At 72.8% G+C, this 1,721-nt stretch carries 2 protein-coding genes; both read right to left on the reverse strand.

Going from position 1 to position 1,721, the window contains the following annotated elements:
* On the reverse strand, window positions 1-890 hold an 890-nt coding region (locus ABQ292_RS26425; RefSeq protein WP_369210675.1), incomplete at its 3' end, for a transketolase family protein.
* Window positions 887-1,721 (reverse strand): transketolase (locus tag ABQ292_RS26430; protein WP_369210676.1); only part of this gene is annotated, 835 nt, incomplete at its 5' end. The genes ABQ292_RS26430 and ABQ292_RS26425, both read right to left, overlap by 4 nt.

The following is a 1,721-nucleotide window of genomic DNA, read 5'->3' on the forward strand; positions in this document are numbered from 1 at the left end:
GCGATGGGCACCACCCGGGTCCCGACCCCGGCGTAGGCCACCGTGGAGGCGACGGCCTCGGCCAGCCCGCCGATCACCGTGTGGTTCTCCAGCGTGACCACGAGCCGGTCGGTGCGGGCTGCGCGCAGGACCGCCTCGGTGTCCAGCGGCTTGATCGTGGGCACGTGCAGCACCGCGACGTCGACGTGATCGGCCTCCAGCCGGGCGGCGGCCTGCAGCGCCCGCATGGTCATCAGCCCGGTGGAGACGAGGACGACGTCCCGGCCGGTGCGCAGCTCGGCGGCCTTGCCCAGCTCGAACCGGTAGTCGTACTCGTCGAGCACGGTGGGCACCGCGCCCCGCAGCAGGCGGAGGTAGGTGGGGCCGGGTGCGTCGGCCAGGGCCGGCACGGCCTGCTCGATGTCGACCGAGTCGCACGGGTCGACGATGGTCAGGTTCGGGCAGCCGCGGAGGATCGCCAGGTCCTCGGTCGCCTGGTGGCTGGGCCCGTACCCGGTGGTGAGGCCGGGCAGGGCGCCGACGACGTTGACGTTGAGGTTCGGCTCGGCGATGTCCAGGCACAGGAAGTCATACGCCCGCCGGGTGGCGAACACCGAGTAGGTGGAGGCGAAGGGCACCAGGCCGACCTCGGCCATCCCGGCCGCCGTCCCGAGCAGCGACTGCTCGGCCATGCCCATCTGGAAGAAGCGGTCGGGGTGGGCGTCGCGGAACACGTGCATGTCGGTGTACTTGGCGAGGTCCGCCGACAGCCCGACGATCTCCGGGCGCTGCTCGGCCAGCCGGTTGAGCGCGTGCCCGAACGGCGCGCTGGTGGTGCGCTGACCGGGGTCGGCGAAGGAGGCGATCATCGCCGAGGTGGTGAGCCGCTTCTTCGGCGCGGTGCTGGTCATCGGGTCAGTCCTTCCTCGAGCTGGGTGCGGGCGAGCTGCCACTCGTGCTCCTCGACCCGCATGAAGTGGGCCTTCTCGCGACCCTCGAGCAGCGGCACCCCGCGGCCGATGCGGGTGTCACAGATCAGCACCCCGGGCGAGCCGCGGTGCGCGCGCAGCTCGTCGAGAGCCTCGACGAGCGCGGCGACGTCGTTGCCGTCGACGCGCAGGGCGTGCCAGCCGAAGGCCCGCCACTTGTCGGTCACCGGTTCGGTGCGCAGCACCCCGGCGGTGGGGCCGTCGGCCTGCAGCGCGTTGACGTCGACGATCGCGGTGAGGTTGTCCAGGCCGTGGTGGGCGCAGGCCAGTGCCGCCTCCCAGGTCGAGCCCTCGTCCAGCTCCCCGTCGGAGAGCAGGTCGTAGACACGCGCCCCGTTGCCCTGGTGGCGCAGCCCCAGCGCCATCCCGGCGGCCACGGCCAGCCCGTGGCCGAGCGAGCCGCCGGAGATCTCCACGCCCGGGGTGTAGGAGGCCATGGCCGACATCGGCAGCCGGGAGTCGTCCGAGCCGTAGGTCTCCAGCTCCTCCAGCGGGATGGTTCCCGCCTCGGCCAGCGCCGCGTACAGCGCGATGGCGTAGTGGCCGATGGAGAGCAGGAAGCGGTCCCGGTCGGGCCAGTGCGGATCCTGCGGGCGGAAGCGCAGCTGATCGGTGTAGACGGTGGCGAGGACGTCGGCCACACCCAGCGCCTGCCCGATGTAGCCCTGCCCCTGCACCTGCCCCATGTCCAGGGCGTTGCGGCGGATCCGGTACGCGGCCTGGCGGATCCGCTCGATCCGCTCCGCCCGGTCG

Source organism: Geodermatophilus maliterrae, assembly GCF_041018925.1.
In the GTDB taxonomy this organism is placed as follows: domain Bacteria; phylum Actinomycetota; class Actinomycetes; order Mycobacteriales; family Geodermatophilaceae; genus Geodermatophilus; species Geodermatophilus maliterrae.